The organism is Acinetobacter sp. SH024 (genome assembly GCF_000163635.1).
GTDB classification, from domain to species: Bacteria; Pseudomonadota; Gammaproteobacteria; order Pseudomonadales; family Moraxellaceae; genus Acinetobacter; species Acinetobacter pittii.
Genome location: NZ_GG753600.1, coordinates 371,152 through 397,160 on the forward strand (window position 1 = coordinate 371,152; position 26,009 = coordinate 397,160).

Consider the following 26,009-nt stretch of genomic DNA (forward strand, 5'->3'; position numbering starts at 1 on the left):
TCATCTTAATATTAGGTAGATTAGTCAAACATACTTAACTGAGGTGTAGGTTTTATAATTTTTTCTTTGGGGACATGAGAGCATTCAAACTCTTCAACTGGAAAACCTTCGATAAAGCTGGAAATATCTGGTGATTCTAAACTTAACCATTCATCTAGTCGATCATGTGGAATCACAATAACTGATCGTTTAACATCGCCTGGCTCGTGAAAGTCTTTCATCATTGGATGGTCTATAGCGTCCATGGTCAACATACTTGCAGAACGAATAATCGTTTCATTCATTTTGCAAATTTCGTAGATCGCTGCAATAAAAAAAGCCTGCCCATCTTTACGGCGTACCCCCCACCGCTCAGGCTTATCATTTATATACTTACTTTCATAAAATTCGGTCACTGGAATCACACCAAATTTACATTTAAGTGCAGCTTCTTGAAAACTCGGTTTTTGGAAAATAGTCTCATGGCGGGCATTGTAGGTATGTTTTGCTATATTTGTATCTTCTGCCCATTTAGGAACCAATCCAAACATCACTTCGCGCCATTCAAACCCTTGAGGTGATTTGAATAATAGTGGCATTGTTCCAGCAGGATAAACCTCTTCGGCATAGCTAAAGCCGACCACAGGCAACTGAAGTTGCTGTAATTGGGCAAGCGTTAAAGGTTTAAAATTGGCGCACATAACAAGAATAAAATACTCTACATTTACTTCTTTTATTTTATAAGCATTTACCACATAAACCAAATAAAAAGGCACTCGAAAGTGCCCTTAACGACATAACTTTACGCTTATGAAACGTGTTGAATCCCTTGAGGAATCGCCTGTAATAGTCGTTTAGTATAATCATGTTGAGGATGTGCATAGAGTTCATCTGAATTGGCTATTTCTACAACCTCGCCATGATTCATGACCATGACCTGATCAGAGATATATTTCACGACCGATAAATCATGTGAAATAAAGATATAACTTAGTCCAAACTCATCTTGTAAGTCTTGCAATAAATTAAGTACTTGTGCCTGAACTGAAACATCGAGCGCAGAAACAGATTCATCACAAATTAAGATTTCAGGCTTTAGCGTTAAACAGCGTGCAATGGCAATACGTTGACGTTGTCCACCTGAAAACTCATGCGGATATCGGTAGTAAGCTTGTTCAGGTAAATTGACTCGCTCAAGCAGTCCGAGAGCAATTTGCTTGCGCTCAGCATCATCTTTACCAACGTTATGAATTTGCATAGGCTCTAATAAAATCTGCCCGATGGTAAAGCGCGGATTAAGAGACGCATACGGATTTTGAAAGATGATCTGGATTTTCCGTTGATATTTAGCAAACTCTTTTTCAGTTAATGAAAGAATATCTTTACCTTCGATGAAAGCCTGCCCACCAGATGCCTGATGTAAACGCATGAGTAATAGCCCAACAGTCGTTTTACCTGATCCAGACTCTCCGACTAAACCCAAAGTTTTACCCTTAGCCAGCTTAAAAGAAACTCCTTTTACGGCCTGAAACTCTTCTTTGCCAAATAGACCTTTACGGCTATAAAAGCTTTTTTTCAGGTCTTTTACTTCTAAAATGATTTGTTCATCACCATTTAAGCCACGTTTGCGCTCGGGAATTTCTGAAGCATCAAAACTTTGCTCGACCAATACATCATCTTCTTGACGCATAAAATCGCTCGTTACAGGCAAACGATAAGGCCGTTGTGACATTTGCGGGCGGCAATATAACAAAGCTCTCGTATATACATCTTTAGGCTGTTCAAGGACCTGTTCAGCAGCACCTTGTTCTCTTATCTCGCCATGACGCATTACAATGACTTTATCTGCAATTTCACCGACCAATGCTAAATCGTGGGTAATAAAAAGCATCGACATTTGACGACGTTTACGCAATGACTCGAGTAAATCAATAATTTGCTTTTGGATCGTTACATCAAGTGCCGTAGTCGGCTCATCGGCAATGAGCAGTTTAGGCTCACACGCAATCGCCATAGCAATCATGACACGTTGCTGTTGACCACCCGAAAGTTGATTTGGGTAAGCGTCAATTTTAGTTTCAGGTGAAGGAATACCTACTTCTTTAAGCAACTCTAAAACGCGTTGTCGGGCCTGTTTACGATTCAACCCCATATGTAAACACAACACTTCTGCAATTTGATTGCCAACCGTAAAAACTGGATTTAATGATGACATCGGCTCCTGAAAAATCATGGCTATGTCTTTACCACAGATTTTGCGCATATCTTTACGAGATAAGCTCAGTAAATCTTTGCCTTCAAATATAATTTTACTTTGCTCATCAATTTTACTCTGACCTACAGGCAACAATCCCATAGTTGCCAAAGAAGTAACCGATTTACCACTACCCGACTCACCTACTAAAGCAACCGTAGTATTTGCAGGAATATCAAAAGTAATTCCTTTTACGGTTTCAATATATTGCTTATCTTCACCTTTAAAACTTACTCGTAAATTTTGAACATGCAGTAACGGCGCATTCTTATTTTCTTGTTCTAACATTTGACCTTCCTCTTATTTTAGCTTTGGATCTAATGCATCACGAAGTGCATCAGTAAACATTGAAAATGCCGTTACCAAAACAGCCATTGCGACAGAGGCTGCTACAAGCTGCCACCATTTGCCTAAAAGAAGTTCACTTTGTGCTTCATTTAGCATACTCCCCCAAGACACTACGCCTACTGGCACACCGAAGCCTAAGAAACTCAAGATGACCTCAGATTTAATGAAAGACACCACCAAAATTGACATTTGGACCAAAGCGATATGGCTGACATTTGGGAAAATATGAATGAACATACGGCGGAAGTGACCAACACCAATTGCTTTGGCAGCAAGAACGTATTCACGTGCAGTATGTTTCATATATTCTGCACGAATTAATCGATAAACACCCGTCCAGCCCGTTAAACCTAAAATCAGAACAATAGACAAAATACCTTTTTGTTGAAGTACTGCAGCAATCGCGAGAACTAATAACAAATATGGAATTGAGGTAAAAATGTTATAAAACCAGTTGAGAATATCATCAACCCAACCACCGAAATATCCAGAAATTGCGCCTAAAAGTGTACCAATTCCTACTGCAAGTAAAGCCGATATCACCCCAACAATAATTGAAGTTTCAGCACCTTTAATAGTTTTCTTTAAAACGTCCTGTCCCCATTTATCAGCTCCAAACACAAGGGTACTTTTCAGTTCTGCTTGTTGATCAAGTAAATGTCCTCCAAGTTGCTGATCGATCGCTTTCATATCATCGGCTAATGGGTCAACTACACCATAATAATCAATTGCACTTCCCGCACTCTTTTCTTGTTTAATTTCAGCCTTAAGCTTATCAATTACATCTTTTAAAGGATCGACTGGATTTTCTGGTAACTCTTCTTCAATCGCTGCCGCCTTTTGCCCTGCATCTGTTGTCTTATCTGCCCCTATAAATGTAGGCGGTGCATAACTTACGGCTACCTCTTTATTCCAGTCAGATGCAATCACGCCCGTCATTGATAGAACCAAGATAATAAAATAAAGCAATACAATCACTAGCGATGACATTGCGATCTTGTCGGCCCGAAGACGACGCATGGCAAGTTTCCACAGGCCAGATGAATGAGCTTCGGCTTTTGTTTGTTGTTTTCTTTTTGATAAAACGCTCAGCATAGCCCACCTACTTCAACTGTACACGTGGATCAACCACTTTGTAGACCAAATCGGCAATCAGGTTAAAAATCATGGTTGCAGCTGCGATGTAAACTGTAATTGCTTTAATAACAGGAAAATCACTCCGCTCAACTGCAATAATCACCTCTCGACCAATCCCGGGAATACCAAAAAAACGTTCAATTAAAAATGCGCCTATGAGCAATGCAGGTAAAGTTGACATCACATCGGTAATAATCGGAATTGAAGCGTTCCGCAGTACATGTACACCTAAAATTCGGCTTTCACCTACACCTTTAGCACGTGCTGTTCGAACATAGTCCTGATTAATTTCATCAAGCACGAAACTACGATATAACCGTAAAGTCGGTGCAATACTCACCACCAACATGATTAGAATTGGTAGTAAGGCAAACTTAAATAAATTATCAGTAAAGGTGTCGCTCCAGCCTTGCACAGGAAACCAACTTAGCTGATACGCCAGAACATATTGAAAAACGATAATGTAAACTAAGATACTGATCGACATGCCAATAGTACATAGCATCATGACCATACGGTCGGTTAGAGAGCCCCGTACCGCAGCAACAGCTAATGCCAAAATAATTGAAATAACCGTCTGTAAAATAGTCAGTGGGATTAAAAGCGTAAGCGAGGGTCCTAATCGGGTTAAAATAATTTGAGAAACGGGTTCGCCAGTACTCCAACTTGCACCATAGTCAAAAGTCAGTATCTGTTTAATGAAAATCCAGAGCTGAACGTAATAAGGTTGATCTACACCTAGCTGCTTACGAATGTTTTCAATCTGCTCAGGATTAGACATCTTGCCCGCTAAAATATAAGCAGGATCGCCACCTACCCAGTTAAAAAGAATAAAAATAAGTAAGACTACCCCCAACATAGTTGGAATCATCTGCCATAAACGCCGAATAACATATGCCAGCATAGTGATAATTCCTTATTTAATCCGTTGTCCGGTAATTTCGTTAAAGAATGCTTTATTGTCAGGATCACGACCGAGGAAATCTTTAACTAATTCAGCTGCTGGTTTTTGGCTACCTTGCGACAAAATGGTTTGACGGTAACGTTGCCCTACTTGTGGGTTATTAAGGTTATCCCCATAAGCAGAAAGCATGTCTAAAGCTAGAACCTCAGACCACATATAGCCGTAATAACCTGCTTGATAACCGCCCATCAAATGCCCAAACTGCCCCGGAAATTCGGTTGTTGGTACATAACCTAAGGCTGTAGCAGCTTCCATTTTTTGCCAATTTTCTAAAGGTTTTACTTTTAAGGCATCGGCAGTATGCAATGACATATCATACTGTGCATAAAGAGTTTGACGCGCATAACGCAAGCCACGACCATAGTTATGTACAGCTTTTAAACGGGCAATTAACTCATCGTCAACACGTGGGCAGGCTGGATCGCAATAATCGGCCACTTTAGATAAGGTTTCTTTACGGCGTGCCCACTCCTCATACATTTGAGATGGTGCCTCTACGAAATCACGTTCTACGGATGTTCCAGACTGACTCGCATAACGTGTATTTGACAAAATGCCGTGTAAAGCATGACCAAACTCATGGACAAAAGTTTCAAGCTCATCGCTATTTAGCCCTTTACGATTAAAGTTCGTGACTAGGGCTGAAACTGGTAAGCGGTTTGTTAATGTACTACCACCATATACTCCCCAAACGGCAGCATGGCCATACTTCCCTTCACGAGGGAATTTATCCATATATAAGCCACCAAGGAGTTTTCCTGTTTTCTTATCAACTACATCGTAATATTCAACTTCATCCTGCCATGCTTTAACTTTGACAGGTTTAAAATCAATACCATAAAGATCAGATGAAACAGCAAACAACCATTTTTGAGCAGCTAAGGTTGGAAAATAATCACGAAGTTTTTCCTGATCGATCTGATATTTACTCTTACGAAGCTTTTCACTCCAGTAAGCTTCACTCCAACGTGTGATCTCGGTTTTTTCTAATGGTGTTTTTAATGTTTGTGCTTTAAATTCACGGAGTTCTTCTACTTCTTTACGTTCAAGTGGCGCTACTGTTTTTTGGACTTCTGCTAAAAATTGATTTACAGCCTCAGGCGTTTTAGCCATACGGTCTTTTAAAACCCAATCTGCATAACTTGCTTTTCCAAATAACTGAGCAAGCTCATAACGCAAATCAATTGCCTGTTTAAGTAGTTTTAAATTTTGTTCAGTACCCCGTCGCGTAAAGGCAATTTGATATCTTTTTCGGGCATCATCATTATCTGCCAACTCCATAAAAGGACGATATTCCGGATATTCAAAACCTAATAAATAGTTGCCTTTAGCATTTTTCTTTAATGCTGAAATATAACTTTGAGGTAAGCCTTTCATCTCTTCAGGAGTAAACTCAAGTTTCTCTGGATTATCACGGACGTTACGGGCATATTCTTGTTCGAGTTTGGTCAACTCATCCAGAATAGCTTTCATTCGTGCACGTTTTACTGGCTCAAGTTGAACGCCTGTGTCTTCAAACTGATCTAAGATATCTTGACGATATTTTTGGTCTATCGGATCAGTAGCTTTTGTATTCTTAATGACGTTATATAATTTTGAATTTTGAAATATATCAGTATGAAACTGATTAATTTTGATTTCACAGTCTTCTGCGGCCTTACGTAACTTTGCATCTGGGTCTACGTTACTATATAGACTTATAGGACCTGAGAAATCTTCAAAATGCGCAAAAACTTTATCCCATTTTGCCAATATAGGTGCCGCTGCTGCATTATCTTTAACAGGTGTTTTTTCAAAATTTGAAATCTCTTTCTGAATCTTTTTTAAATTCGCATCACACCATCCTGGAAGTTGTTGTGCTTTAAGTAATGGCAAAGTAGGACGTGTTGTCTCTGCCGTTGCAAATTGACTTATACCCATGGTCAACACACATAAGGTTGTCATTTTCAGTAAATTATTTTTCATCGTATCTCCAATTTTTTTCATTTAATGATTAGATTTAGTATTTGTATCAATATCGAAATACATCCACTCTGCATGTAAAATTGGATGCTTCTTATATCCAATGATTTTTGGTTGAGCCAGCATATTCCGGTAGCGTGCATATGAGATTTGAACAGGCATATAGACTTCTAACAACCGTGTCATTTTTCGATAAAGCGCATCTCTCTCAGCACCTGCTTGCATTTGTTGCGTTTGGCGATACAACTGATCAAACTCTGGTGTAGAACCACAAGACCAGTTCGTCATATGTGTATTGGGTCCATAAAAATTTTGCATAAAATTATCCCCATCTGGATAATCGGCTATCCATGCAGAAGACCCGAACATCCCGTCGCATTGTTTTTGCGCACGAATAAGATCTGCAAAGAGCATGGGTTTAAAGACCATACGGATATTCAAACTATCAAAATTTTTCTTCCAGAGCTCAGCGCTTTGCTGACCAATACTGTCACTACGCGCCATATATTCAATGACAAGTGGTTTTCCGTCTGGTTGCGTACGCCAACCTGAGGCATCTTTTTTATAGTGATATCGATCTAATAGTAAATTTGCTGCTTTCACCGAATATGGGGTACTGGTTCTGTATTGAGGATCATTACCCACTACACCTGGTGGAATTGGAAAATGTAGACGCTGTGCATCATCATTTCTTACTAGTTTAATTTCTTGATCTATCGAACGAGACATCGCAATCGCACGGCGTAAAGCAATTTTCTCTTTACTCATTCCCCCAACAACTGGATTTTTAAGATTCCAATAAATATAGCTAATTTCGGGGTCAACAATGCGAGATAACTGCACACCTTCTTTAGCAAGTTCAGGTCTTAGTTTGCCGTCTTTAACCGCTTTTGCGACCAGTTGGCCTTCAAGCTGAAATATATCAACCTCACCACGCTGAAATGCTAGCCACCGCGATTGGTTTTCTTCCATTACCTGAATATCAATTGTGCCGATTTGAGGCATTTTTTTACCTTTAAGTCGCTTCACAATTGCCTGATCTTCAGGGCTGCTGGCATTAAAGTTCCAAGTAAAGCCGCGATAATCAGGATTCGCTTTTAAAACAATGCGCGATGCTGGTACCCACTTGCTCAACACATAAGGACCTGTACCTACAGGGTGGCCCATTACATAACCGGCTTTGTCTTTATACTTTTCGATGACTTCACGTGCCACTGCACCTGTCGGGTCATGGGCGAGTAATAAAGGAAAGTTATAGTCTGGCTTAACTAAACGAATCACCAAAGTGTATTTATCAGGTGTTTGTAAACCACTTACCTTTTGATCATAGTTAAATTTTCCGGACTTATTGGCTGCTTTGACTAACGCATCCATACCTTCAATTTTGTTTTCTAATAGCCAGCTATTTGGAGAGCGCAGATTCGGGTCCAATAAACGCTTAAAAGAATACGCATAATCATTGGCTGTTAATTCTCTAGGTTTGCCTTTAAAAACAGGGTCTGGCGTAAAATAAATTCCCTTTTTAATGCGAATGGTATAGGTCAAACCATCAGCACTGACTTCTGGCATAGCAGTTGCTATTTGCGGAATAAGCTTTGCCGGCCTTGCTAAATAATCATAGGTATATAGAGTTTCAAATATCGATGTGGTTACATGCGCAGAATATAAATCATGGATATAAGCCGGGTCGAAACCTGTCTCAGCTGTTGGAAATACATAACGTAAAACTTTATTCGGATCGGCTGGGCTTTTCGCAAAAATACTTGTAGATCCCGTTAAGGCCATACTAGCGAATAGCAAGCTGATACTACAGTGCTTGAGCTTTTGTTTTAAATTTTCAGTCATCATGATCTTTATCTAAAATTATTTTTTAATAGGAGTAATATCAAGATATTGCCAGTTTGTATTCATCATAGGATGGGGTTTAAAACCTTGAACTTGTGGCCGTACTAACCAGTTACGAATTCGAGTTACATGAACAATCCATGGGTTATCAGCTTCAATCTGGCGATTGAGCTTTTCATAATATGGTAGACGTTGTTGCGGTGGTAAATGAATGGCCTGAGTATAAAGAGCGTCATATGTTTTAGACTGATAACAAGCATGGTTTCCCTGTCCAGCATTTGGTCCATAAAGCAACTGTGCAAAATTATCTCCTTCAGGATAGTCAGCAATCCATACCCCACTCCAAATCATATATTTACATTGAGTTGCGGCTTTTAAGTTATCTGCAAAATTACTTACCTTAAAGTCAGCTCGAATGCCAATTGCATCCAGATTCTTTTTCCAGAGTTCTGAGTGGATAACTGAGGCCGAGCTATTTTCTGTATTGATTTTTAAAATCAAAGGTTTCCCGTTTGGCTGGGTTCTATAACCATCAGCACCTTTTTTATAACCATAATAATCAAGTAATTTATTTGCTAGCAGCGGGTTATATCCTACGCTACTTTTATATTTCGGATTATAGCCATTCACACCTTCAGATATAAACATTTCAGCCCGAACAGCTTGCCCTTTATAAGCCTGTTTTATACTTTCTTTTTGGTTGTACGACAAAGTAATTGCTCTACGAAGAGCGATCTTTTCTGGGCTAAAACCACCAATCACCGGATCACGCATGTTCATCATCGTATAGGTAATTTCAGGTTCCTTATATGGGAAGTGTTTAATTCCTCTCTTCTTAAAAGAAGCTTTAAGCTGATTTCCATCTAAAGCTTGAGGAACTGCACTCGCTGTAAGTTTGTCAAAGTCGAGTTGACCCGACTGGAAAGCTAACCATCTTGACTGCTCTTCTTCAATAATACTGACTACCACCTTTCCAATTTGTGGCATTTTCTTTCCAGACATTTCCTTAACAAGCTGGTTATCCCAAGGTGTTCCTGTCGACTTAAAGTTCCAGACAAAACCACGATAATCAGGATTAGCAATCAACTCGACCTTACTTCTTGGTACATACTTACTTAACATGTAAGGGCCTGTACCTACGGGATGCATACCAATACGGTCACCGTAATAATCGACAACCTCTTTAGCAACTCCGCCAAATGCAATATAGGCAAGAATATAAGGGAAATTATAGTCTTGGCGAGTTAAGGTAAATTGTAAAGTATATCGATCAAGTGCTTTGACTCCTGCAATTGGAGCAGCATAATCAAATTTTCCAGTTTTCTTTGCTTGGGCTACAACCGCATCGGCACCTAGTAACTTACCATCAATGAATGAAACAGACGGTGCTCTATTTTTAGGATCTAGAATACGTTTAATTGTATAGACGTAGTCTTCGGCTACTAGCTCACGGCGTTTACCTTTAAAAGCGGGATCATTAGTAAAATAGATACCTGGCTTAATTTTAAAAGTATACACTTTACCGTCTTGTTCCACTTTGGGCAGGCTCTCTACTGTATAGGGAGCTAACTGTAATGGGCGTGCCAGATAGTCATATTTAAGTAAAGGCTCAAAAATTGCCTCAGCAATATTAGCACTATAGAAATTGGTAGTTTTAACCATATCGAAGCCATCATCCGGGGCTTCATAGGCAACATGCAAAATTTTGTTTGGTTGCGCTGGCGTAATTGCGTAAGCACAAGGAACAGATGTAATAGCCAGACTTAAAATGGCGAGCTTAAAAAATTTTAATTTCAAGTTCATACCCACGTAATTAGTTTTTTAAAAGATATTATCCTTTTGAGTAACATCTAAATCTGCATAAGAAAAGTTCTTTTTCAACAGATAAGCCTATTTAGGTTTAATTCTTTACTTTTCTATGAGCATTTTTATTTGAACAAATGGAAAAACAAAGTCAAAAACCCAATCTTTTGTAACTACTGAAAATAAAGCGAATTTCATGCCATTTATTAATATTCATCACAAAATAATTAATAATATTAGAAATTCATATTTTTATTAGGTACTTAAAATGGTTTGAACTATATAAATAAAAGTAACTTTTTGCCAAATATTATATTTGCATATGTTAATCATCTAATACCTTAAATGCACAAATAAAATACATTAAAAATTAATTATGTTCCACATTAGATCAAGCTCCCCCCACACATAACTACCATTCAATATATTGATTTATAATAAAAATACAACTCAAAGACATAGCAATAAATATTATAACATTACATATAAAAAGGTTCTAAAACGATACATTTTTATTTATTAAGCATGTGAAGAGTCCAGCAATGTATATTTTTTATACAAAAAAATTTGAAACTTTCGGCCAGCGATCAAAAATTTTCCAAACGGAAAAATTTTTTTTGTTTAATAACAGATGAATCTTCGTACTGAATCATAATAAAATCAATATATATCAATATTTTGCATAAACTAAAAAAAGAAAAATATATAGTTGGCACTTGCTTTGCTTAAAAACTTTCCAGCAATATCGCTAACGACAACAAAAAGGGATCAAATCCACGATGAAAAAAAAATACAATGTTCGATCTCAGGCAACCCCCAAGATCAGCAAAACAATTCTTAAATTAAGCACCCTTAGTTTAAGTATGATGTGTCTTACCCTGGCACAGGCAGCAGAAACTGAACAATCAAGTACTGATGAAAAACCAACAAAAGTCGTAAAAGTTGCCGTTACTGGTTCTTCAATCAAAGGGGTTGCAGCACAAAGTGCGTCGCCAATCACAGTGGTGAAAGTTGATGAAATGTTAAAACAAGGTGTAACAACAACAGAGGAAGCATTATCTAAAATAACCGCAAATCAAGCGGGATTTGTTACGGCACAAAATGTAGGAGCTAGCGGTACAGCTGGCTCAACAGCAAACCTACGTGGTATTGGCGCCAACAAAACCCTGATTTTACTCAATGGACGACGTCTAGCAGCCAATGCTTACGATAGCGGTGTGACTAACCTCAATATCATCCCACTTGCTATGTTAGAGCGCATTGAAGTCTTACGTGATGGAGCCTCTGCCATTTACGGGACAGATGCTATTGGTGGCGTTATTAATTTCATTACAAAAAAACAATTCACTGGTTTAAATATTAGTGCCGGGTTGACCCAACCAGAACAAACTGGTGGAGATACTCAAGATATTAGCGTTTTTGGCGGTTTTGGTGATATAGATGAAAATGGTTTCAACGTTTTTGGTGTTGTAGATTATCGTCATGGTAATGACATCATGGCCCAAGATCGTAAGGTTAGTAAGCGCGGTGGCTTACTTCCTGAACTAGGTGTTACAAGAGGTAGTAGCGGTGCATTTCCTGCAAATATTTCAAAAAACTTAGGGAATCCTTATGCCGCAACAGGTTGTGGAGATAATCCTCTTATTTACGTTGATGGAAATACCTGTCGCTTCAATAGCCAAGCTGTGATTGGAATTGTTCCAAAAACAGAAGACATCTCAGCAATGGGACGTGCAACCTTTAAACTCAATGATAATTTTAATGCTATAGCTGAATATGTATATGCACGTAATGAAATTACGACCTCTGTGGCTCCAGATGTATTCTTCGATTTACCACTTGAAGGAAATAGTAAATACTATCCAGGTAACGGCATTACCCCTGCATTAGCAGGTGTCAATGGACAAGACGTCACCCTATCTCTACGCTCTCAAGCTGGCAATCGTGTAAGTACGAGTGTCAATGAATCCCATCGTATCTTTGGCGGTATAGAAGGTGACGCTTATGGTTGGGACATCAACACAGGTATTACCTATGCAAAAAGTAAAGCCTCAGATGCATTAGACAGCGGCTACTTAAACTACGGCAAGACTTCTGAAGCACTACTTGCAGGAAAACTTAACCCTTTTGGTGCACAACAACCTGAAGATGCTGGTTTATGGGATACTTTAGGTGTAACTGGCAAATATATGGATGCTGATGTTGATTCAACCACAGTTGATTTCACAGCAAGCCGTCCAATTTTTACTTTACCAGCAGGCGATGTTGGTTTCGCAGTCGGGGCTAGTTACCGTCGAGATGACTGGACATCAAAAGTAAATTCAGAAATCGCAAGTCTCGCACCGAGTACTGGTGTAGATCCAGATGAACCTATTAACAAAGGTAAACGTGAAATCAAAGCAGCTTTTACCGAGCTGCACATTCCACTCCACAAAACATTAGAAGCTCAACTTGCTGCACGTTATGATGATTACAGCGACTTTGGTGATACTTTTAACCCTAAATTTGCACTCCGTTGGGAACCAATCAAACAATTGATGTTCCGTACCTCTTATAGTACAGGTTTCCGCGCCCCTACTCTTTGGGAAATGAATGCACCAAACTCGATAACTAATACATCTGCCAACTATGATGATCCAATTCTTTGCCCAGGTGGGAAAGTAAACGAAGCCGCTGGTGGTGATAAAAGCCGCGACTGTAATATGCAATTTGACCGTAAAAATGGTGGTAACAAAGACTTAGATGCAGAGGAATCAAAATCGTTTACAGCTGGTTTTGTGTTAGAACCAATCAAAAACCTAGTCTTAACATTAGACTATTACAATATCGAAGTTGAAAAACAAATTTCATCTCTTCCAGAAAGTGATATTTTTAATAATCCAACCAAATATGCAGATAAATTTGTACGTAATTCTGATGGTTCACTCGCATATATCATCACTACTCAACAAAATATGGGAGATTTAAAAACCTCCGGCATTGATGTGAGCTTAAACTATGCTACACCAATGACTGCAACAGGCCGTTATAGCTTTGGTATTGATGGTACTTATGTCATCAAATATGACTACCAAAATGAAAAAGATGGTGAATGGATTCACAATGTAGGCAGCTACGAAGGTACTGGTCCAATTATTCGATGGAAACATGTTGCCAACCTTAATTGGAATTACGAAGACTGGGCACTCAACTTCCAACAACAGTTCACTCGCGGTTATGACGATCAGAATGCATCAGACCAAAACCATAAAGTCAGCGACTACACACTCTACAACGTTTCAGGCACATACAAAGGCTTTAAGAACTTAGAGTTAACAGCCGGTATCAAGAATATCTTTGATGAAGAACCTGCTGCAACCAATGTTGAGGACAACTTCCAAATGGGTTATGACCCTCGTTACAGCGACCCTACAGGCCGTACGTACTTCCTACGTGGTACTTACAAGTTCTAAACGGGTGTTTTGCAAATATGGCTCCATAACATCAATGGACCATGTTTGCAAAATGAAATTCTCACTTAGCCAAACAAAAAATGCATAAGTCTTTATCCAAGCATTTCAATATAAATTGTTTGTCTACAGTTTCAGGAGTAACTATGGGCATGACTTTTACAGACATAGAAAATAAATCTGCCAAACGCCTAATTGGTATTGCTGCAGTCATTTTTCTGCATCTTCTTGTTGCCTATATTCTGATGTCAGGTTTAGCAAACAATATTCAAAAACCAGCAGAAAAACCTGTGGAATTACAAATTATTCAGGATATTAAGCCGCCTCCACCACCAAAGCCGGAAGAGCCGAAACCAAAGGAAAAACCACCTGAACCACCAAAAATGGTAGAAAAAGTTGCCAAGGTTCCTGAGCCAGTGAAACAGGTCGAAAAAGTTACACCTGTACAAAAAACGCCCCCGGTGGCTCAACCAACTAAAGTGGCTACCCCAGCTCCTGCTGCACCTAGTACCCCATCACCAAGCCCTGTTGCTGCACCTACCCCAGTGGCTGCTGCGCCGGCACCAAAACCAGCTGGTGTAAGTCGTGGTGTTTCAGAGGGTTCTGCTGGCTGTGAAAAACCAGAATATCCACGCGAAGCACTTATGAATGAAGAACAAGGGACAGTGCGAATACGTGTTTTGGTTGATACATCCGGCAAAGTTATTGATGCCAAAGTAAAAAAATCGAGTGGCAGCAAAATTTTAGATAAGGCGGCAACTAAAGCTTACAGCTTATGTACCTTTAAGCCAGCAATGAAAGATGGTGTACCTCAGCAAGATTGGTATGAAATTGAATATCCATTTGTAATTGAATAAACAATTGAATTAGCAAGAAATTAAAAAATATTGGAGATATACGATGAAAAAATCAACTCAACCGTTAGTTCGTTTCGCTTCTGCAAGTCTAATCGCAGCTTGCTCGTTACTTCCATTAAGCTCAGTTTTCGCAGAAGAAACAAGCAATACTCCTGTGACCACAGCAACTACTGAAACTACATCAAGTACAAATACTCCAACTCCACCACCGAAACCCGCAACGAGTGAAACTGTTAAAAACCCTTATGGCCTAGAAGCCCTTTGGCGCGAAGGTGATTTAGTTGCTAAGTCTACCTTATTTATATTAGTACTCATGTCGATTGGAACTTGGTACATCATCATCTCTAAACTATTGCAGCAAGGTAAAGTCAAACGCCAAGGCAAAGAAGCTGAAAAACATTTCTGGGAAGCGACTTCCCTTGATAATGCTGCAGAAGGTTTAGAACAAAGTAGCGCTTATCGCTTTATTGCAGAAAAAGGCATTAATTCAACTAAATCACATGGCGGTTCTTTACTTGAACGAATCGATTTTAATACATGGGTGAGCATTTCAATTCAACGCGCAATTGAGAAAATACAAAATCATTTAGGCGGTGGTTTAGCCTTTTTAGCAACAGTAGGTTCTACTGCACCATTTGTTGGTCTTTTTGGTACTGTATGGGGAATTTATCACGCATTAACAGCCATTGGTATCTCAGGTCAAGCATCTATCGATAAAGTTGCAGGCCCCGTTGGTGAAGCTCTGATTATGACAGCGATTGGTCTTGCAGTCGCAGTACCTGCTGTACTTGGTTATAACTGGCTTACACGCCGTAATAAAGCAGTTATGGAAAATGTCCGTTCATTTGGTTCAGATTTACACGCGGTTTTATTAAGTGGAGAAATTAATACCAATAATTCAGTTAATCGCAGTATTAAATAATCAGGAGCAAACATTATGGGTATGAGTGTTGGTTCTGAAGATGATGACGAAATGATTGGCACAATTAACACGACACCTCTGGTTGATGTCATGTTGGTTTTACTTATTATTTTTCTTATTACTATTCCGGTAGTCACACATACGGTTCCAGTGAAACTACCAGAAGAAAAAAATACTCCATATGCAACCACTCCTGAAAATATTCAACTCTCAGTAAATAAGAAAGGCGATATTTTCTGGAACGAAAGTTATGTGCCTAGTAAAGAAATATTGCTGGCAAAACTTCAAGCAGTTGCACAAAAACGACCTCAGCCAGAAGTTCATATCCGGGGTGATCAGCTTACCCATTTTGAAGCGATAGATCAGGTCATTAGTACGACCAAAGAAGCTGGTATTGGCAAAATTGCTTTTGTTACCACCCCTCCAGCCTCCCCGTAATTAACTTAAGGAGAATTTTATGGGTATGAATGTCGGTTCAAATAATGATGACGATGTGATGTTAGAAGTCAACATGACACCTCTTATTGATGTCATGTTGGTACTCATTATTATGTTTATTATTACCATACCTGCACCAAACAACGCGATTAATATTAATTTGCCAAATGGTACACCGCCACCAACAAATGAAAAGCCACCTGAAGTGATTGATGTAAGAATTGATGCGGTAGGTAAAGTATTTTGGAATAACCAAGAGGTTTCTGACCGAAAGGCGCTAGAGACTTTATTTCAAGGTGTTGTTGCTAAAAAAGATCAAGACCAGATCAAACTCAAACCAGACCAGATGGCTGAATATAAGAATGTAGCGATGGTCATGGCTACTGCACAACGTTTAGGTGTCACTAAAATTGGAATTGTGAGCAGTAACTAATATTGCTCTTCAATCTATTTAATTCTATTAACTCCTGCGCTAACTTGAATCTTCAGTTAGCGTTTTTTTTGAAGCGAAATATTCAACTCTAAAATAATATCTCCACACTCATCATATTCTCCAGTTTCTCGGAAACCCATTTTTTTATAAAGTTTTCCAGCCACATAGTTGGACGATTTATACATCGTTCTAATTCGTTTAGCTCCTTTTGCAGCCATTTCATCAATTGCTATTTGCAATGCCTTAGTACCATAACCTTTGGCTTGATGATCTTTGCCAATCATAAAACGAAACAACCAAAATAATGTCTCATCAGGTGGGTCAACTTCGACACAGTACATTAAGAATCCAATGACTCTATCATTTGAACAAATCACTCGTGGACAGTAATGTTCTTCCACTTTAGATTCAGCAATAGAATATACATTTGGTGCAACATAGTCCTTTTGAGATTCATCCAACGACAACTTTGCACATTGAATCCAATTCTCACGATTAAGATTTTTTAAGTTAATCAATCTCAAAACCTTTTAACTATAAGTCTGCATTTTATAATGCACAAAATATACCGAAAAATAAAAAGCCTCCGAAGAGGCTTTTTTTATAATAGGTTAAAATTAGTCACCTGTATAACCTTTTAACTTCAAACGAGCAGCATGAAGTAACGGCTCAGTGTAACCAGAAGGCTGTTCACAACCTTTGAAGATAAGATCAGAAGCTGCTTGGAAAGCAATATTTGTTTCAAAGTTAGCTGCCATTGGTTTATACAATGGGTCATTCGCGTTTTGCTCATCAACAATTTTTGCCATGCGTTTAAGCACTTCTTCAACTTGTTCACGAGTTACAATACCGTGACGTAACCAGTTCGCAACGTGTTGAGAAGAAATACGTAAGGTTGCACGGTCTTCCATTAAGCCCACATTGTTAATATCAGGAACTTTCGAACAACCTACACCTAAGTCAACCCAACGAACAACATAACCTAAGATACCTTGGCAGTTATTTTCAAGTTCATTGTTAATCTCTTCCGCTGACCAGTTTGTATCAGGTGCAAATGGAGGGGTTAACAAGTCATCTAATGACAACATTTCTTCAGCTTTTAACTGATCTTGACGTGCTTTTACATTTACTTGATGGTAATGCATTGCGTGAAGTACAGCACCAGTTGGAGATGGAACCCAAGCACAAGAAGCACCCGCATTTGGATGTGCAGCTTTAGTTGCTAACATATCTTTCATGCTATCTGGTTTTGGCCACATGCCTTTACCAATCTGTGCTTTACCTTGTAAACCACATTTCAAGCCAATCGCAACGTTACGGTTTTCGTAAGCAGCAATCCATTTTTGTGTTTTAACCGCTTCTTTACGAACAACAGGTGCAGCTTCCATAGAAGTATGGATTTCATCACCCGTACGGTCCATAAAGCCAGTATTAATAAAGATCGTACGGTCTTTAGCAGCAGCAATACAGTTTTTCAAGTTTACAGATGTACGGCGCTCTTCATCCATAATACCGATTTTTAACGATTTAGGAGGTAATCCAATCGCCTGTTCAGCACGTTCAAATAACTCTACAGCAAACGCAACTTCTTCAGGACCATGCATTTTTGGCTTAACAATATACATAGAACCTTTACGAGAGTTTTTATTTTCGTTTGTACTACGGATATCAGCAATTGATAACAATGGAGTTACCAATGCATCCATAATACCTTCGAAAATTTCTTCACCATCTACCAAAATAGCTGGGTTAGTCATTAAGTGACCTACGTTACGAAGTAACATAAGTGAACGACCATGAAGTTTTGTTGTACCACCAATTAAGTTTTTAATCTCGCGATCTTTATTTAGATCACGAACAATCGTTTTACCATTCTTTTCAATAGATTCTTGAAGTGTACCCTTCATTAAACCTAACCAATTACGGTAACCTTCAACTTTTTCTTCTGCATCGACAGCCGCAACCGAGTCTTCCAAATCTTGAATTGTGGTTACTGCCGCTTCAAATGTTAAATCTTTAACACCCGCTGGATCAGTTTGTCCAATTGGGCTATTTGCATCAATTTCGATAATGACATGAAGACCATTACTTAAAAGTACAACTTCTGAAGGATTTGCTTCTTCACCATTGAAACCAACAAACTGAGCTTCATGAGCTAAACCTGTTTTTGAACCATCTTTCAAAGTTACAACGAGTTTATTTTGCTCAATTGCATATTTTGTTGCATCTGCATGTGAACCTTGAGCAAGCGGGAAAACTTCATTTAAGAAATTCTTAGCGAACTCAATAACTTTTGCACCACGAACAGGATTATATCCTTTACCCTTTTCAGCTCCGCCTTCTTCAGAAATTACATCGAAGCCGTAAAGTGCATCATATAAAGAACCCCAACGGGCATTTGCTGCATTTAAGCAATAACGTGCATTACGTACAGGTACAACTAACTGTGGTCCTGCCAACAACGCAATTTCTTCATCTACATTTTCAGTAGTGATTTGAAAATCTTCAACTTCTGGTAATAAATAACCAATTTCAGTTAAGAACGCTTTATAAGCACCTAATTCAAATTTATTGTTACGGTGCCATTCATCAATTTTTGCTTGTAATTCATCACGCTTAGCCAATAATGCTTTATTTTTTGGGCTAAGATCGACAACAACTTGCTCAAAGTTCTTCCAGTAAGTTTCACTATCTAAACCAGAACCTGGTAAAGCTTCATTTTCGATAAAATCGTAAAGTTCTTTAGCAATCGCTAACTTGCCTTTTTGAATACGTGCAGTCATTGTCTTTCCTGAAGTTGCTACTTTTTATACCAAGAGAATCCTAGTATACCGATTTAAATTAAGCTGAATACTAATATCACATTCCTAAATAGTAAGCATTTTCCCTTGCAAAACTATTGACAAAGATAAATTTTTCTATATAGAAAATATTAAAATTCTAACTAGGATTCCCATCAATTTATTCAATATTTAAAGATACTGAAACTAGACTTTTTGTTAACAGACAAAAAGTTTCACTATCTTGTTTTTCTAAAGCGTATTTAGTTATATCAAACTTTGCTGCGTGAAAAAGCACTATTTAATTAAATTTATCTATTTTTTGTTATAAAAAAGCGCTCAATCTAGAGCGCTTTTCATATCTATTTTACTTAAGAGGTTTTTGTAGCATCAATATGTCGGTGTTCAGAATGTAAATATTCATCAGACTGCATTTCTAGCAAACGTGAACGCGTACGTTCAATCTCAAATGCTAACTTTTCACCTTGATAAATATCAATAATACTATCTTGAGACGTTAAAAGTAATTTCACACCTCGATCGTAAAACTCATCGACTAGATAAATAAAGCGACGAGTACCTTCAGATAAGAAATCTGTCAAATGAGGAACATTACTCACTAGAACCGTATTATAAATATTTGCAATTTCAATAAAATCTGCTGGGCTACGTGGTTTAAAGCAGAGTTCAGAAAACTCACACCACAACACATCTTCTGTATGTCCCAAAGTCTCGACAACACGATTATTAATCACAATCGGCTCTTGAGAATGAGCTTGTGTATGGGTTAAAGCACTAAAACGTTCAGCCATCCAGCTTTGCGCTTCATTCGTTAATGGCGATTTAAATAATTGAGCTTGTTTTAGTACACGCAAACGATAGTCCACACCTGCATCTACATTTAAAACAGCACAGTTCTTTTTAACCATTTCAATGGTTGGCAAGAAACGATCACGGTGAATACCGTTTTTATATAAGCCATCTGGTGCAATGTTTGATGTTGCGATTAATGTCACACCACGAACAAACAATTTTTGGAATAAATCACTCAAAATCATTGCATCTGTTACGTTTGATACAAAGAACTCATCAAAACAGATAACGACAGCATCTTTATAGATTTGGTCAGCTACGATTTCAAGTGGATTACGTTGGCCTGAAAGCTTATTTAGTTCTTTATGAACATGTTGCATGAAATGATGAAAATGCATACGCGTTTTACGGCGAAATGGCACAGATTCATAAAATTGATCCATCAGCCAAGTTTTTCCACGGCCTACTCCGCCCCACATATATACACCTTTAGGTGAAGTTTGGCGACGAAAACGACGGAAAGCTTTTTTTGAGGCTTTATAACGGTTTAAAAGTTCTTTCCATACGCGATCTAATTCTTGCACTGCCTGTGCTTGCGCTTCATCTGCCATAAATTGACCTGAAGCTAAAGCCTCAGCATAGCGTTCTGCTGGGGAAGAAGGTGTGAATGCAGTACTATAAGAAGATTTTAAATTTAACATATCGTTTTATTTCAATTTTAACTGATGAGAGTATAGCGAACATTTTGTTCAACCACATTAGCTTTTAGCATCAAGAGTTACGACGATGACTCTTTTGCATATTGCCGAGGACTCTGTCCAAACCATCGTTTAAATGCATGATTAAATGCCGCCGGTTCAGAATAGCCGAGTAATTCAGCAACAACTTCTATTGAGTATTCCCTATATTCCATAAGCTTCAATGCCTTATTCTTGATAATTTGTTCACGAATTTGCTTATAACTCGTATTTAGCTGTTGCAGTTGATGCCTTAATGTCCTTTCAGGCATTTTCAATGCAAAAGCTGTTTCCGCCATGCTCGGGATAATTCCTTGTTGCAGTTCAAGATAATCTTGCACACATTGTATGATATGTGGAGTTTGATGATCTTGTTGATTTAATCTTGTTATTTCTGCAATACATTTTGATTCATAAATACGATGTGTAATGATATCAGCAGAAGGAATCTTGATTTCAAGTACATCCTTACTTAGGCTAAATGCCGCATATTTACCATTAAAATGCACATCTTCGCCATAATATGCAAAATAACATGACAAAGTATCCATATCAGTAGGCTTTTCAAATGGAAGTTCTATACGCATCGTAGGCATTTGTAATCCCATCATCGTATAAATATCTTGAATAAACTTATAAGTTCCAGAGACTTCACATTGTGCCCGTAACTGACCAATTTCCGTTTTTAAATCAACCGGCAAATAATTTAAAATCGTCCGCTCATCAGTTTCGTATAAAGCTAAGCTACCAAATAAATGCGTAAGCTTTTGATATTTTATACCCTTATTTAAAGCAGTTTGAATATCATTACTTGTGACAAGTAGCATAAGCAATGGGCCGTAACCGGCTAAAGCATAATGCTGTCCAATAAATAAACCCTTTTCAGGCTCTACATTTTTACTAATTATTTGTTGAATGTCCCATTCAAGACGATCATGAATTGTGGAACTCGGGTCTAGAGCATCCACTTTAATACCTATATCGGCCAAACGTGAGTCGACATCAATGCCAGCATTGCGCATTCCTTGAATTAAATAGATTAAACCAAGTATCGACCGTTTCATTCTTCTATCAATTTCCCTAGACTGAAATGTTTTACTATAAAGAAGCAAGAAAATTAATTGCCGAATCTATCAATTTTCACGTCGATACAATCATGTTTAAACTGATTAAAAAACGTTAGTCTTGCGTGCAATCCTCTTTTCAGCTTATGCAGGGTTTCCAATGCTAAACGCAAAGCAAGATGCTATTCAAAAAACTAAAATCGCTATTATTGGTGCTGGCTTTGGTGGCCTAGCAATGGCAATCCGTTTACTACAAAATCAACAGCAAGACTTTGTTATTTTAGAAAAATCAAACGATGTCGGTGGAACTTGGCGAGAAAATCGTTATCCAGGTGCAGCATGTGATGTTCAATCTCATATGTATTCATTGTCTTTTGCACCCAAAACAGATTGGACCAAACGCTATGCTGAGGGACCAGAGATCTTTAATTATATTCAAGACATTACAGGGAAATATAAGATTAAAGATTACTGTAAGTTTAACCATGACGTAACTCATGTCCAATATGATGAAACACGTCATGTCTGGATTCTAGATTTTAAGAATCAACCTTCAATAGAAGCGCAATTTGTAGTTTTTGCATCTGGGCCCCTACACATCCCACAAATTCCTGCTATTAAGGGGATTGAAAAATTCAAAGGAAAAGTGTTTCATTCCTCAAAATGGGAACATGACTATGACTTAAACGCAAAGTCAGTTGCATCTATTGGTACAGGTGGTAGCGCAATTCAATATATTCCTGAAATAGCCAAAGATGTTAAACAGCTCTATGTATTTCAAAGAACAGCTGCATGGGTAATACCACGCGATGAGCGCAAATATTCAAGCTTAAGTAAAGCATTATTCAAATCTTCTAATATTTATCGCCAGATTCATCGTAGTCGTCTTTACTGGAGTAATGAATCTCGCGTTGTGCCCATTGTTCAACCTCAAATCATGAAGTATGGCCAAAAATTGGCAGAAGCATTCATCCGTTTTCAAGTTAAGGATAAAGAGTTAGCAAAAAAACTCACACCTGACTTCGTTATGGGATGTAAACGTATTCTTATCTCAAATAAATACTTTCCTACCTTTAACCGAAAAAATGTTGAGCTAGTAACTGATAGTATTCAAGAGATCAAAGAAAACAGTATTGTTACTAAAGATGGTCGAGAACGACCTATTGATTGTTTAATTTACGGTACAGGTTTTATTACTGACCCACGTATTTATTTAAAACATTTCACATGTATCGGACGTAATCAAATCGAGTTAAAACAAGCATGGAAAGATGGTGCTGAAAGCTATTACGGCATTATGACTAAAAACTTTCCCAACCTATTCCAACTGGTAGGCCCTAATACAGTTCTAGGTCATAATTCGATTATTTTTATGATTGAATCTCAAGTAAATTACATTTTACAGCTTATTCGGTTAGTAGAAGAGTCTGGTCAAAAAGCAATTGAGATCAAGCCTGAAATTCAAGACGCTTTTAACGAACGTGTTCAAAAGCAGCTGCAAGGAACCGTATGGCAAGCTGGCGGCTGTAGTAGTTGGTATCAATCTGCCGATGGTAGAAACTTTTCACTATGGCCAACTTACACATGGAAGTATTGGTTAGAAACACGTAAAGTTAAGCCCAAAGACTACTTACTTTTAAATAAAAGCTCACAAAGCTATGCAGCTTAAAATGTTCAAGACATAATAGGTAGGTTGATAACAATCTACCTATTATATGCAATCTCTTTATCTCATTATTCAAATTTTTTTAGCACTTGCTTTCGGTTATTTCCTAGCACCCAAACTATCTCTAAATATCCGACACTTTATATTTAAAATACTGCCCTATTTTTCTTATATTCTTTTAGCTAGTGTAGCTTTGGAATTAACCTTGGCACTTGATCAAATCGAGAATCCTTCTACCATACTTCCACCCGCTATTATAATTGCTCTTACCACGTCTTTTGGTTCGTTCTTTACGTGTTTATTTGCTTATACAATTTTTGATAAACAAAGTGTTAAAGGAAAAATTTCCCTACAACTTTTTGTAAATGCTTTAAAGAATATTGCGAAGGCTTTTCTTGCACTAGGTGTCGGTGTTTTATTCGGCGCTATCATTACTCAATTCACCTCTCATATCGCATTTAATAGCTGGTATTTGTTATTACTTTTTATTTTTTTAATTGGTATCGAACTTGCCTTCACCCACTTTAACCGCACATGGTTAAGCTGGAAAATTTTAATTGTGCCCTTAGCTGCTTTTATAGGGTCTTGTATAGCAGGCTTTTTGAATTACTATTTACTTCTCAAGCATTTTACACTTAATGAAACTTTAGCTTTAGCACAAGGCTATGGCTGGTATTCAATGTCAGGGATTTTATTTACGCAATTACATTCGGCAGAGTTGGGTGGAATCGCCTTATTAACCGACTTATTTAGAGAAATTGTTGCTATTTTTCTAATGTATACCATGGGTTGGCGTTTTCCACGCCCTGCTATCTCAAGTGCTGGAGCAACATCCATGGATGTTACCTTAGCAATGGTAAAACAATCATGTGGTACACATTATGTACCACATGCCATGATGAGCGGCTTATTACTAAGCCTACTTGCCCCGTTATTAATTAGCTTATTCCTAAATTTTTAGGTAATTGAAGCAAGAATAGACTTCAACATTTCTGTTGGCTTTTCTGCTTTAGTAATCGGGCGACCAATTACCAGATGCGTAGAGCCATCAAGCATAGCTTGCTTTGGAGTTACAATACGTTTTTGGTCGTCTGCATTAGAACCTTCTGGACGAATACCAGGTGTTACTAAAGAGAAGTCTTGCCCAATTAATTCACGAAGAATCTTAGCTTCTTGAGCTGAACAAACCACCCCATCCAAGCCACTTTCTTTCGTTAAATTAGCCAAGCGCTTTACATGCTCTACAGGTTCAACATCTAAACCAATATCTTTTAAATCTTCACGACCCATTGATGTGAGTACTGTCACAGCAATAAGTTGGGTTTGATAGTTACCCGCTTTTAAACGTTCCACACAAGTTTCCATCATTTTACGGCCACCTGAAGCGTGAACATTTACCATCCATACGCCTAAATCAGCCGCTGCACATACTGCTTGAGCGGTAGTATTTGGAATATCATGAAATTTAAGATCAAGAAAAACTTCAAAATTTTGTTCTTGCAGTTTTTTTACAACAGATGGGCCTTCATGAGTAAAAAGCTCTTTACCTACTTTTACGCGGCATAAAGCAGGATCAAGCTGTTCAACAATTTTTAAAGCGTCATATTGGCTTTTTGCATCTAACGCAACAATGATACTCAAGAGACTTTCTTCCATCATATAAAATCAGCGTTATTATAATAGACAACTCATGAAGGAATAAAGGAATGTAGAGAGCTGCTTTCCAAAATTAAAGCGATAAGATCAAAAGCGTTTATATTTAGAAGAATAAAAGAAGAGATAAAATTTAGAGACATACTACTCTTTACTCATTAATAAAGAGTAGTACGGGGGGGATTATAGCGGAGTAGAATTTTTATCTTGCGGATAAATATCTACAACGGTTTTTTCATGTCTTACATTTGCAGCTGCTTCAGCCGCTGCTAATTGAGCACTTTGGATTTGTTCTTTTCTTAAATGGTCAATATCTTTACGCAGGCGTTTAATTTCCCAACCTTTTTGGAATACTCTGAAAACCTGTACACCAAGTAAAAGACCGACCACTGTTCCTAGTACTAATGTGAGTAGCAATAATAAGCCTAAACGCATAGCTGGAACTTGGGTAAATAACAAATCAACAGAAAGTTCTGTTGGATTCTGCAAAACAAGTGCTAAAGAATAGCCAAATACAACAATAAGCAATGCAATTAAAATATAACGCATAGACACCCCGACTTATAAATTTTATTTATTTCCCAGATTCGTTTACTGCGTCACGAAGGGCTTTTCCGGGTTTAAAATGTGGAACAGCTTTAGCTGCAACTTCAACTGATTTTCCTGTTTTAGGATTGCGACCAACTCTTGGATCACGGTGGTGTAAAGCAAAGCTACCAAAACCACGGATTTCAATTCGATTATCAGTTGATAGTGCTTCTATCATTTGATCAATCATAATTTTAACCGCCTCTTCCACCAAAGGTTCAGCTAAGTGTGGGTTTTTTAGCGCAATGCGTTCAATCAAATCAGACTTATTAAGAGCTTCAGTAGTCATCTACGACCTCGTTATTTATTGCTACTCT

General features: G+C 38.1%; 21 protein-coding genes and 1 pseudogene. 8 read left to right on the forward strand and 14 right to left on the reverse strand.

Annotation, left to right across the window (positions count from 1 at the left end; all coding sequences use genetic code 11):
- Positions 1–20: 20 nt before the first annotated feature.
- From HMPREF0013_RS07680 to HMPREF0013_RS07710, 7 genes are all read right to left on the reverse strand, one after another.
- A complete protein-coding gene (locus tag HMPREF0013_RS07680; RefSeq protein WP_031944137.1) occupies positions 21–680 on the reverse strand; it encodes an SOS response-associated peptidase family protein in 660 nt (219 codons plus the stop codon).
- A 107-nt stretch (positions 681–787) separates the two neighbouring features.
- Positions 788–2,521 carry an ABC transporter ATP-binding protein gene (locus tag HMPREF0013_RS07685; protein ID WP_002117924.1) on the reverse strand — a complete coding sequence of 578 codons (1,734 nt, stop codon included), beginning with the start codon at positions 2,519–2,521 and terminating at the stop codon, positions 788–790.
- 12 nt (positions 2,522–2,533) lie between these two features.
- Positions 2,534–3,676, reverse strand: a complete 1,143-nt coding sequence (locus HMPREF0013_RS07690) for an ABC transporter permease (RefSeq protein ID WP_002117973.1) — start codon at positions 3,674–3,676, stop codon at positions 2,534–2,536.
- Positions 3,677–3,683: 7 nt separating this feature from the next.
- A complete protein-coding gene (locus HMPREF0013_RS07695) occupies positions 3,684–4,622 on the reverse strand; it encodes an ABC transporter permease (protein ID WP_000881922.1) in 939 nt (312 codons plus the stop codon).
- A gap of 12 nt (positions 4,623–4,634) precedes the next feature.
- On the reverse strand, positions 4,635–6,668 hold the full coding sequence (locus tag HMPREF0013_RS07700) for a M3 family metallopeptidase (protein ID WP_005802309.1): 2,034 nt from the start codon (positions 6,666–6,668) through the stop codon (positions 4,635–4,637).
- Positions 6,669–8,492 (reverse strand): ABC transporter substrate-binding protein, encoded by a 1,824-nt coding sequence (locus HMPREF0013_RS07705; protein WP_016803302.1) that lies wholly within the window; start codon positions 8,490–8,492, stop codon positions 6,669–6,671.
- A gap of 15 nt (positions 8,493–8,507) precedes the next feature.
- A complete protein-coding gene (locus tag HMPREF0013_RS07710) occupies positions 8,508–10,298 on the reverse strand; it encodes an ABC transporter substrate-binding protein (RefSeq protein ID WP_005802311.1) in 1,791 nt (596 codons plus the stop codon).
- A gap of 131 nt (positions 10,299–10,429) precedes the next feature.
- Here HMPREF0013_RS07710 and HMPREF0013_RS24930 point away from each other — a divergent pair.
- The 6 genes and pseudogenes from HMPREF0013_RS24930 to HMPREF0013_RS07735 all read left to right on the forward strand — a co-directional run bounded on the left by HMPREF0013_RS24930 (position 10,430) and on the right by HMPREF0013_RS07735 (position 16,391).
- Positions 10,430–10,551 (forward strand): annotated as a pseudogene (locus HMPREF0013_RS24930) (hypothetical protein).
- A gap of 520 nt (positions 10,552–11,071) precedes the next feature.
- Complete coding sequence (locus HMPREF0013_RS07715) at positions 11,072–13,744, forward strand: TonB-dependent receptor (RefSeq protein WP_002117976.1); 2,673 nt, start codon at positions 11,072–11,074, stop codon at positions 13,742–13,744.
- A 143-nt stretch (positions 13,745–13,887) separates the two neighbouring features.
- Positions 13,888–14,598: an energy transducer TonB gene (locus HMPREF0013_RS07720; protein ID WP_002117943.1), complete on the forward strand. Its 711-nt coding sequence runs from the start codon at positions 13,888–13,890 to the stop codon at positions 14,596–14,598.
- Between the two features lie 43 nt (positions 14,599–14,641).
- Complete coding sequence (locus HMPREF0013_RS07725) at positions 14,642–15,520, forward strand: MotA/TolQ/ExbB proton channel family protein (RefSeq protein WP_002117897.1); 879 nt, start codon at positions 14,642–14,644, stop codon at positions 15,518–15,520.
- A 15-nt stretch (positions 15,521–15,535) separates the two neighbouring features.
- The gene (locus HMPREF0013_RS07730) at positions 15,536–15,958 is read left to right on the forward strand and encodes an ExbD/TolR family protein (protein ID WP_002118000.1); all 423 of its coding nucleotides are present in this window, start codon (positions 15,536–15,538) and stop codon (positions 15,956–15,958) included.
- A 19-nt stretch (positions 15,959–15,977) separates the two neighbouring features.
- The gene (locus HMPREF0013_RS07735) at positions 15,978–16,391 is read left to right on the forward strand and encodes an ExbD/TolR family protein (protein ID WP_002117898.1); all 414 of its coding nucleotides are present in this window, start codon (positions 15,978–15,980) and stop codon (positions 16,389–16,391) included.
- 56 nt (positions 16,392–16,447) lie between these two features.
- Here HMPREF0013_RS07735 and HMPREF0013_RS07740 read toward each other — a convergent pair whose 3' ends face one another.
- The 4 genes from HMPREF0013_RS07740 to HMPREF0013_RS07755 all read right to left on the reverse strand — a co-directional run bounded on the left by HMPREF0013_RS07740 (position 16,448) and on the right by HMPREF0013_RS07755 (position 21,785).
- Positions 16,448–16,909 (reverse strand): GNAT family N-acetyltransferase, encoded by a 462-nt coding sequence (locus tag HMPREF0013_RS07740; RefSeq protein WP_005802313.1) that lies wholly within the window; start codon positions 16,907–16,909, stop codon positions 16,448–16,450.
- A gap of 99 nt (positions 16,910–17,008) precedes the next feature.
- Positions 17,009–19,174 carry a malate synthase G gene (locus HMPREF0013_RS07745; RefSeq protein WP_002117981.1) on the reverse strand — a complete coding sequence of 722 codons (2,166 nt, stop codon included), beginning with the start codon at positions 19,172–19,174 and terminating at the stop codon, positions 17,009–17,011.
- Positions 19,175–19,542: 368 nt separating this feature from the next.
- Complete coding sequence (zapE, locus tag HMPREF0013_RS07750; protein WP_005802314.1) at positions 19,543–20,685, reverse strand: cell division protein ZapE; 1,143 nt, start codon at positions 20,683–20,685, stop codon at positions 19,543–19,545.
- Positions 20,686–20,762: 77 nt separating this feature from the next.
- Positions 20,763–21,785 carry an AraC family transcriptional regulator gene (locus HMPREF0013_RS07755; RefSeq protein WP_002117929.1) on the reverse strand — a complete coding sequence of 341 codons (1,023 nt, stop codon included), beginning with the start codon at positions 21,783–21,785 and terminating at the stop codon, positions 20,763–20,765.
- Between the two features lie 121 nt (positions 21,786–21,906).
- Between HMPREF0013_RS07755 and HMPREF0013_RS07760 the strand changes: the two genes are divergently transcribed.
- Complete coding sequence (locus HMPREF0013_RS07760; protein WP_078210396.1) at positions 21,907–23,454, forward strand: flavin-containing monooxygenase; 1,548 nt, start codon at positions 21,907–21,909, stop codon at positions 23,452–23,454.
- 46 nt (positions 23,455–23,500) lie between these two features.
- Positions 23,501–24,412, forward strand: a complete 912-nt coding sequence (locus tag HMPREF0013_RS07765; protein ID WP_005802316.1) for a lysine exporter LysO family protein — start codon at positions 23,501–23,503, stop codon at positions 24,410–24,412.
- Here HMPREF0013_RS07765 and pyrF read toward each other — a convergent pair.
- The 3 genes from pyrF to HMPREF0013_RS07780 form a co-directional block, all read right to left on the reverse strand.
- The gene (gene pyrF, locus HMPREF0013_RS07770) at positions 24,409–25,107 is read right to left on the reverse strand and encodes an orotidine-5'-phosphate decarboxylase (RefSeq protein WP_023187898.1); all 699 of its coding nucleotides are present in this window, start codon (positions 25,105–25,107) and stop codon (positions 24,409–24,411) included. The genes HMPREF0013_RS07765 and pyrF overlap by 4 nt on opposite strands.
- A gap of 180 nt (positions 25,108–25,287) precedes the next feature.
- Positions 25,288–25,653: a lipopolysaccharide assembly protein LapA domain-containing protein gene (locus HMPREF0013_RS07775; RefSeq protein WP_002121360.1), complete on the reverse strand. Its 366-nt coding sequence runs from the start codon at positions 25,651–25,653 to the stop codon at positions 25,288–25,290.
- Positions 25,654–25,678: 25 nt separating this feature from the next.
- On the reverse strand, positions 25,679–25,981 hold the full coding sequence (locus HMPREF0013_RS07780; RefSeq protein WP_002121337.1) for an integration host factor subunit beta: 303 nt from the start codon (positions 25,979–25,981) through the stop codon (positions 25,679–25,681).
- Positions 25,982–26,009: the final 28 nt, after the last annotated feature.

Coding starts and splice junctions, on each gene's coding strand:
- HMPREF0013_RS07680 (WP_031944137.1), bottom strand. CDS start 680: ATGTGCGCCAATTTTAAACCTTTAACGCTTGCCCAATTACAGCAACTT.
- HMPREF0013_RS07685 (WP_002117924.1), bottom strand. CDS start 2,521: ATGTTAGAACAAGAAAATAAGAATGCGCCGTTACTGCATGTTCAAAAT.
- HMPREF0013_RS07690 (WP_002117973.1), bottom strand. CDS start 3,676: ATGCTGAGCGTTTTATCAAAAAGAAAACAACAAACAAAAGCCGAAGCT.
- HMPREF0013_RS07695 (WP_000881922.1), bottom strand. CDS start 4,622: ATGCTGGCATATGTTATTCGGCGTTTATGGCAGATGATTCCAACTATG.
- HMPREF0013_RS07700 (WP_005802309.1), bottom strand. CDS start 6,668: ATGAAAAAAATTGGAGATACGATGAAAAATAATTTACTGAAAATGACA.
- HMPREF0013_RS07705 (WP_016803302.1), bottom strand. CDS start 8,492: ATGATGACTGAAAATTTAAAACAAAAGCTCAAGCACTGTAGTATCAGC.
- HMPREF0013_RS07715 (WP_002117976.1), top strand. CDS start 11,072: ATGAAAAAAAAATACAATGTTCGATCTCAGGCAACCCCCAAGATCAGC.
- HMPREF0013_RS07720 (WP_002117943.1), top strand. CDS start 13,888: ATGGGCATGACTTTTACAGACATAGAAAATAAATCTGCCAAACGCCTA.
- HMPREF0013_RS07725 (WP_002117897.1), top strand. CDS start 14,642: ATGAAAAAATCAACTCAACCGTTAGTTCGTTTCGCTTCTGCAAGTCTA.
- HMPREF0013_RS07730 (WP_002118000.1), top strand. CDS start 15,536: ATGGGTATGAGTGTTGGTTCTGAAGATGATGACGAAATGATTGGCACA.
- HMPREF0013_RS07735 (WP_002117898.1), top strand. CDS start 15,978: ATGGGTATGAATGTCGGTTCAAATAATGATGACGATGTGATGTTAGAA.
- HMPREF0013_RS07745 (WP_002117981.1), bottom strand. CDS start 19,174: ATGACTGCACGTATTCAAAAAGGCAAGTTAGCGATTGCTAAAGAACTT.
- zapE (WP_005802314.1), bottom strand. CDS start 20,685: ATGTTAAATTTAAAATCTTCTTATAGTACTGCATTCACACCTTCTTCC.
- HMPREF0013_RS07755 (WP_002117929.1), bottom strand. CDS start 21,785: ATGAAACGGTCGATACTTGGTTTAATCTATTTAATTCAAGGAATGCGC.
- HMPREF0013_RS07765 (WP_005802316.1), top strand. CDS start 23,501: ATGCAATCTCTTTATCTCATTATTCAAATTTTTTTAGCACTTGCTTTC.
- pyrF (WP_023187898.1), bottom strand. CDS start 25,107: ATGGAAGAAAGTCTCTTGAGTATCATTGTTGCGTTAGATGCAAAAAGC.
- HMPREF0013_RS07775 (WP_002121360.1), bottom strand. CDS start 25,653: ATGCGTTATATTTTAATTGCATTGCTTATTGTTGTATTTGGCTATTCT.
- HMPREF0013_RS07780 (WP_002121337.1), bottom strand. CDS start 25,981: ATGACTACTGAAGCTCTTAATAAGTCTGATTTGATTGAACGCATTGCG.